Genomic DNA, 6895 nt, shown 5'->3' on the forward strand with positions numbered 1-6895 from the left:
TGCTATTTAAGATAAAATACTCTTTTGGTATTTAGGTAATATGGTCATTCAACTGATAAGCTGAATGACTTTTGTAATAATTTATTAATAATCAGACAGATTCCGCATGACACTGTCGGCGGAAAGAATTAATAATCGGGTATTTAAGAATTGCTTTATTACCCGGAGACAGTCTGCATTAAAACAGAATCTGTTTTCCCGGATGGTAATCCTTAAATACCGGATTGATTTACGGAGGATCTTTAGAATGATTTTTTCCATAATTGTTCAGGTTTTACTGTTTATTTTAGTGGCCTTTTTTGTGACTTTTACCTGCTACGAAATTATTGAAGGTCAGAAGAAAGTGAAGCAGTCATCAGATGACGGCAAGGACAGCAGCAGTTCAGATAAGGTATCTGAAGAGCATACTGAAAAATCAGATACTGAAGAATATGACATAAAGGATGTTCCCACCGTATCCATTCTGCTCCCGGTATGCAATGAGGTTGCAGTGGTAGGTCAGCTTATAAAGGCCGTTTCTGAAATTGAATATGTGGACGGGGCTTATGAAATTCTTCTTCTGGATGATTCCAATGAGGAAAATGCCACTGCTGTAAAGAGAATTGTTGAAGAATTCAACAGTACCCGAAATCACGCTGATTCTGAAAAGAATGAAAATGATTCAGAAGGTTTCAGATCCGGTGTTGTTCAGTATTATTCCAGAGAATCAAAGGAAGGTTTCAAGGCAGGAAACATCAACTACGGTCTGATGATTGCGAAAGGGGACTTTGTGGTGGTGTTTGATGCTGACTGCGTACCGCCTTCAGATTTTCTTATCAGAACCATTCCCTGTTTCCATGACAGTTCTCTCGGATTCCTGCAGACAGCCATTGATTTCAGAAACCGTAATGAAAACTTTATTACCAGATTCCTGGTAACAGAAATCGGTCATAAGGACAAAATGACTGCAAATTTCAATGAGGAACAGGATCTTGCGAATTTGACCGGTTCATCCAGTGTATGGCGCAGAAAGTGTCTCGATGATATCGGCGGTTTCAGCGACAGAACTCTTACCGAAGATATTGATTTATGCTACAGAGCACAGCTTAAGGGCTGGCATTACTGCTATCTTTCAGAAGTCGTTTCTCATGAAGAACTTCCTGATACCATTTCAGCAGTAAGACTTCAGAGACACAGATGGGCATACGGTCTGGTCAAGAATACCTTCCTGCATATCTGCGGTTTTGCCGGAAAATCCGACTTTACTTTAGGTCAGAAGCTTAATGCGTTTATGATGATGTCTCAGACATTTCTGCTGGCCTCATTCTATGCTCTGCTTCTTATCGCCGTTCCCGCAATTTTTGTAACCGAAGATCTCGGATGGATATTCAGAATCATATGTACCGTATTCCTCATAACGGCAATTGTCTGGGGATATAACAATATCTGCGGAATCAATCTTACCTGTCAGACTGATTCTGATGATAACGGCAGAAAAAACGATGATGCTGCAAAAGAAGCCGCTCCGCAGAAAACACAGGAAAGCTCAAAGACTGCCGCCGGGGACAGAACTGAAAACACCGGCTGTTCCTTCCCTGAATCCGTAGCTTATGTTTTAATGTATCTTCCTCTTTCTCTCTATTACTTCCTTGCAGTGATAGAGGTTCTTCTGGGAATTAATGTTTCTTTTGTTCCGACTCCGAAAGGCGGGGCAGTGATGCAGCGTAACAGACTGGCAACAGTGATATTCTGGCTGGAAGTCGTGTCATTTATCTATGCATTATCCGGCATGGTTTTCAGTATCTGCTACTTTAATCTCTGGACTCTGCTTTACACCACTATCTGTACCTGCGGTTTCGGTATATCTCTTGCACTCAGTGCTGTTGAAGGTCAGCGCAGATATTTTGAAAATCTTAAGCATGTGGTTATTACCGGAGCTACCGGTGAAATCGGCGGAGCGCTTGCCAGAAAGTTTGCACGTCGCGGTATGCATATGACTTTAAGCGGTAGAAATGAGGCTAAGCTTAATGAAATAAAGGCTCAGTGCGAAAAGCAGGGGGCTGAGGTTGATATCAGGATCCTTGATTTAAGAAATGTTGATGAATTAAGGGCATGGGGGGCAAGTCTTGCCGATAAAATGCCTGTGGATCTTCTGATTGCCAACGCAGGTCTTAACACCAACATCGGTGAGGATCTGGAAGGGGAGCCTTTTGAAGAGGCGAGAGCTCTGGTAGAAGTCAATCTGCTGTCAGATATCGCTCTTATTGATTCTGTTCTTCCAGCCATGCGCAAGAGAGGCAGGGGACAGATTGCCATTCTGTCATCATTGGCTTCATACTATGGTCTTGTTTATACTCCTACATACTGTGCTACCAAGGCCGCCTTAAGAAATTACGGTAACTCTCTGCGTGCCTGGTTAAAGCCTGACGGAATAAAGATCAATGTGATTCTTCCCGGGTATATTGATTCTCCAATGTGCAGAGCCATGCCGGGGCCTAAGCCTTTCCTTATGAAGTCTGACAGGGCTGCAGGAATCATTACCCGAGGTCTTTATCTGAATCTTGCCCGTATTTCATTCCCGTTCCCTCTTAATCTCGGGATCTGGTCTCTGTCATTCCTGCCACACTGTCTGGCTGCTCCGATAGCTGCGCTTTTCGGCTACGGGAGAATGAAGTAAATGGTTCTGCCATACATTGTCGGAGCCGGTGTTCTCTGTGCTGCGGTCTGTTTTATGGGTGAATTTCTGGTTAAACCGGGAATTCACCATAAAATGTTCGGTATCAGGCTTCTGCTGATTCATCTGTCCATATTTTATTTCCTGTATGGACTGATGCTTCTTTTTACCGGAAGAATTGTTTTTTCCGCTGCAGTAACAGTGCTGGTTTATTTCATTCTGATAGTAATCAATAATGCCAAGTATCTGAGCTTAAGAGAACCACTGGTTTTTTCTGACTATGACTATTTCACCGATGCCTTCAGATTTCCGAGACTGTATTTTCCGTTTCTCGGAGTAACCGGAATTCTGGGAATAATAGTGGCTGCCGCCATTATTATTTTAGGTTTCTGCATTGATTCCTCTTATGTTGACAGGTTCGGAGATCCTGTGGCTGCAGCCACGATTATCGGTGGGGAATTCTTATGTCTTCTGATTCTGTTTCTTTTAAGAGACATAAAAAAACAGAACACCTTCTGTATCAGAACCGATATAGACAATATGGGGTTTGCCGTATTCCTGTGGAGTTATTTTCTGGCCTACCTTGATAAGCCTCAGGTTAAATCTCCTTTTGAAATGTCGGGAGAAGAAAACGAAAAGCTGGAACGGAACAATAGAGCCGATGATTCAGATATTGCGGTTCAGCCTAATCTCATAGCCATCCAGAGTGAATCTTTTTTTGACCCGAGAAAGTGGAATCCAAACATCAGAGAAGACATTCTCAAGGATTTTGATGAAATCTGCGGTGAAAGTGAGAGTTTCGGAAAAATGGAGGTTCCTGCATGGGGTGCCAACACCATCAGAACCGAATTTTCTTTTCTGACCGGTATCAGTCCTGAGGACATGAAGGGACACAGATTCAGTCCTTATCAGATTTCTTCAACCGGATGGCCGGTAGCCTCATTTGTGAATATGCTTAAGCGCAAGGGGTATCATACAGTCTGCATTCATCCTTATTATTCCGGTTTTTATCATCGTGACGTGATATTCAGAAAATGGGAATTCGATGAATTTCTGGATATCACGTCTTTCGGTGATGCGGAAAGATTCGGGCCGTATGTTGCAGATTCTGCCATTGCGAATAAATTAATGGAACTCTGTGATGAATGGAACGGCAGACAGCCTCTTTTTGTATTCATGATTACTATGGAAAACCACGGTCCGCTTAATCTTGAGTCTATCACTGAACCAGAGTGTCAGAAGTATTTCAAAGAGCCTGTTTCTTTTCATGACTATAAGGATCTGGCTGTTTATTTAAGGCATCTTGCCAATGAAAATTCCATGCTTAAGACACTAAAGGATAATTTTGAAAAGAAGAATTATCCCGTATCAATGGTGTTTTACGGAGATCATGTTCCTATTCTTCCAAAAGCTTATGAGCTTATGGGGGAACCGGAAGGGCGAGTACCATATTTTATATGGAACAGTTCTTCAAGCCATAAAGGTGAACGTGTGGATTCTATTGAACAAAAGAAAACGGATACGGTGGTTAGCAGTTTGGCTGTACGCTGGTTGAATCGGTTTAAAAAATAGCATTTTGTTCGAGCATGTGAAAATCTTTCTGTAAATAGAAAAATATCCTGAGAAAATTTTTTAAGCAGTAACCAGAAGGTCACTGCTTTGGTGTTATTAATATTACCTGTTTGTTTTTATAAGTCAAGATTTATGTTTTATAAATAAAATAGTCAATTATTTCTATTGAAATTTAACTATTTTTATTAAAAACAAAATAATTCCTAGACGGAAGTTTCAGCTTCCGTTGTTAAACATTTGCCACGATTCTTCAGTTCCTTTCTAAACTGTTTGCAGAAAATCTGTAACCCTAGTAAATTAGCACTGCCATCATATGATTCCTTAAGTTTTCTCAGCAGAGGTACACAGTGTCCATTCATCTCGAGAAACAGCTCTTTAATTGTTTCTCTGTTGATCTTCAGATAGTTATTAAAACTGTCCTGCACACGTACCTTTGGTTTTTGAATACCATTCATGTTGTTAAACGAGTAAATTTGTTGACACTAAAAACGAGTAAAAGTTGACACCATGAGATTATACCTATTTATCGTTTTCTTCCAGTAATTTTTCTTTTCTTGCTGACATAAGTCTATAGCTGTCACCGTTAATGGTGAGTACACAGCTGTGATGAAGCAGCCGGTCCAAAATAGCGGTAGCAGCGGTTGAATCACCAAGAATAAGCCCCCAGTCTCGAACAGGTCGGTTGCTAGTAACAATTGTACTTCTTGATTCGTATCTTCTGTTGACTAGCTGAAAGAGTAGATGTGCTCCCTCAACTGTAACCGGGAAATAACCAAATTCATCTATTATCAGAACCTTAACTTTGGACAGTTTTTGAAGTTTCTGCTCAAGTTTACACTGAGCCTGAGCTTCAAGCAGTTCCTTGATTAAAGCTTCCGCAGTCCTGAACAGAACCGAGTATCCATTTTCAATGGCCGTCATTCCGAAGCCAATGGCCAAATGCGTTTTTCCGACACCGGGAGGACCGAGAAACAATATGTTGGAGCCACTTTCAACCCAACTGAGAGTTTTTAATTCTCTGATTATTGCCATATCAATACTGGGCTGCACATCAAAATCAAATGAGTTAAGAGTGCATCTGCGGGGAAAATGAGCCGACATTATTCCTAAGCGTATCCTGTTTTCTTCACGCCGTTCGATTTCCTTTTTAAACACGAACTGCAGTATCTCTCTAGAGTTCATTTTGCAGATGGATGTTTCACTTATAATCTCTTCAATGTGATCTCGCAGATAGGTCAGATTAAGTCTGTCTGCCATGGCCTTAAGGATATCGTCCGTACAGCTGTTCATTACCATGTACCTCCGATTGCTGATTCATATGTCTCAAGAGGCCTTGCAAGAGCATTTTTTCCCCACAACTCAAAATCAGAACTTACGCTGTTTTCTGATACAGGGGTTGATTTTTCCTGTGGTTTGGTTGTATAAACAGAAGTGGTCTTATCCATTCTGATGACTTTGTTGTCAGCTTCGTGGATGATGATATCCGTGTCTGTTATCTGAACAAATACGCTTTGGTTTGAGTACTGCTCAGGTAGCTTGTACAATCTGTTCTCGATGCGGATAAGACCACACTTATCTACCTTCCTCTTTTCTTCCCTAATGTTTGTAAACATCGTCTTTTCAAAAGGTCTCAGTTCTGATTTTTCCTCTTCAATGAACCGTTCTATGGGAAGCTTTGCTCCTGTTGTATGAGGAAGAGACAGTTCTCTGATATCCGAATATCGAACGAGCCACAGGTTTATCCAGTTCTGTAGACTCTCAAGTGAATCGAAATCTTTGCCGGACAAGGCATTTTCCTTGAAGTATCGTACCATGCGTTCGCATTTACCTTTTGAACGGGGAAGATACGGTGTACATACGACCGGTCTGATTTTCCAATAACGACAGAACGCCATGTATCTTTCATTTAATACCAGATTTTTTCCTGTATGACTCGTTACTAGGCATTTGGTATTATCGGATACCACTGACAATGGTACTCCTCCGAAGTGCCTGAATGCACTTTCTATTCCGTTCAGCCAGGCTTCCGTATTCTCTGAGGTAAATGCCTTCACATACATTCGCCTTGAATAACCAAGTACACATACAAAGAAATGGATCCTAATTTTTACTCCGCCTATAACCACGTCTTTTTCCCCGAAGTCTATCTGAAGCTGATCTCCTGGCTGAGTTTCATAACGTACAGGCGTTGAAGAACCTGCTTTCTTAAGCTCTTGCCTGTATTTCTTGCAGAACTGCTGCAGTGACCTGAGATTTGTACTTCCTTTGTAGAGTTCCTGTACTTTGCGTTGCATCGGTACGCAGTGCCCCTCAAAACGCATGAATAAAGACTTCACTGTACTCTCATTTTTTCTAAGCCAGCTATTGAAGCTCTCATGAGATCTTTGGGTATTTGCATTACTGATATTCATGTACTTACGGACAGTCTGTCTGGATATATAAAGTTTCGCCGCTATGCGTTTTATTGGCAGTCCCTGTTCATGAAGTTCACGAATTTGTTGCTGAGAAATTGAATCAAGCACTTTTTCTGAACATCCTTTTATAGTTAATCGATGCTTAATTCTCGTATGTTTTTTTGAAACTGTTATGAAACGACCTTTGTCAAGCAGAAATTTAGGCAAGACATTTTCCTCAGTGTAAGCACGGCATTGGCCACTCTGTTATACGGGG

General features: G+C 41.3%; 5 protein-coding genes. 2 read left to right on the plus strand and 3 right to left on the minus strand.

Features of this window, described 5'->3' with window-relative positions; all coding sequences use genetic code 11:
• Nucleotides 1-247 precede the first annotated feature (247 nt).
• Both T489_RS14575 and T489_RS0105650 read left to right on the plus strand, forming a co-directional pair.
• Nucleotides 248-2656: an SDR family NAD(P)-dependent oxidoreductase gene (locus tag T489_RS14575; protein WP_198020426.1), complete on the plus strand. Its 2409-nt coding sequence runs from the start codon at nt 248-250 to the stop codon at nt 2654-2656.
• Entirely contained in the window at nt 2657-4225 is a 1569-nt protein-coding gene (locus T489_RS0105650) for an LTA synthase family protein (RefSeq protein WP_051621824.1), read from the plus strand.
• Nucleotides 4226-4428: 203 nt separating this feature from the next.
• Here the strand turns inward: T489_RS0105650 and T489_RS15150 are convergent, their stop codons facing one another.
• The 3 genes from T489_RS15150 to istA all read right to left on the minus strand — a co-directional run bounded on the left by T489_RS15150 (nt 4429) and on the right by istA (nt 6747).
• A complete protein-coding gene (locus tag T489_RS15150; RefSeq protein WP_232218288.1) occupies nt 4429-4680 on the minus strand; it encodes a hypothetical protein in 252 nt (83 codons plus the stop codon).
• 64 nt (nt 4681-4744) lie between these two features.
• The gene (gene istB, locus T489_RS0105660) at nt 4745-5515 is read right to left on the minus strand and encodes an IS21-like element helper ATPase IstB (RefSeq protein WP_031579084.1); all 771 of its coding nucleotides are present in this window, start codon (nt 5513-5515) and stop codon (nt 4745-4747) included.
• Nucleotides 5515-6747 (minus strand): IS21 family transposase, encoded by a 1233-nt coding sequence (gene istA, locus T489_RS0105665; protein ID WP_232218289.1) that lies wholly within the window; start codon nt 6745-6747, stop codon nt 5515-5517. The genes istB and istA overlap by 1 nt, the downstream gene beginning before the upstream one ends.
• Nucleotides 6748-6895: the final 148 nt, after the last annotated feature.

It is taken from the genome of Ruminobacter sp. RM87, assembly GCF_000701925.1.
Lineage (GTDB): Bacteria > Pseudomonadota > Gammaproteobacteria > Enterobacterales > Succinivibrionaceae > Ruminobacter > Ruminobacter amylophilus.

Bases quoted from the DNA above. Each gene is read 5' to 3' on its own strand.
- T489_RS14575 (WP_198020426.1), top strand. From the start codon at position 248: ATGATTTTTTCCATAATTGTTCAGGTTTTACTGTTTATTTTAGTGGCC.
- T489_RS15150 (WP_232218288.1), bottom strand. From the start codon at position 4,680: ATGAATGGTATTCAAAAACCAAAGGTACGTGTGCAGGACAGTTTTAAT.
- istB (WP_031579084.1), bottom strand. From the start codon at position 5,515: ATGAACAGCTGTACGGACGATATCCTTAAGGCCATGGCAGACAGACTT.
- T489_RS0105650 (WP_051621824.1), top strand. From the start codon at position 2,657: ATGGTTCTGCCATACATTGTCGGAGCCGGTGTTCTCTGTGCTGCGGTC.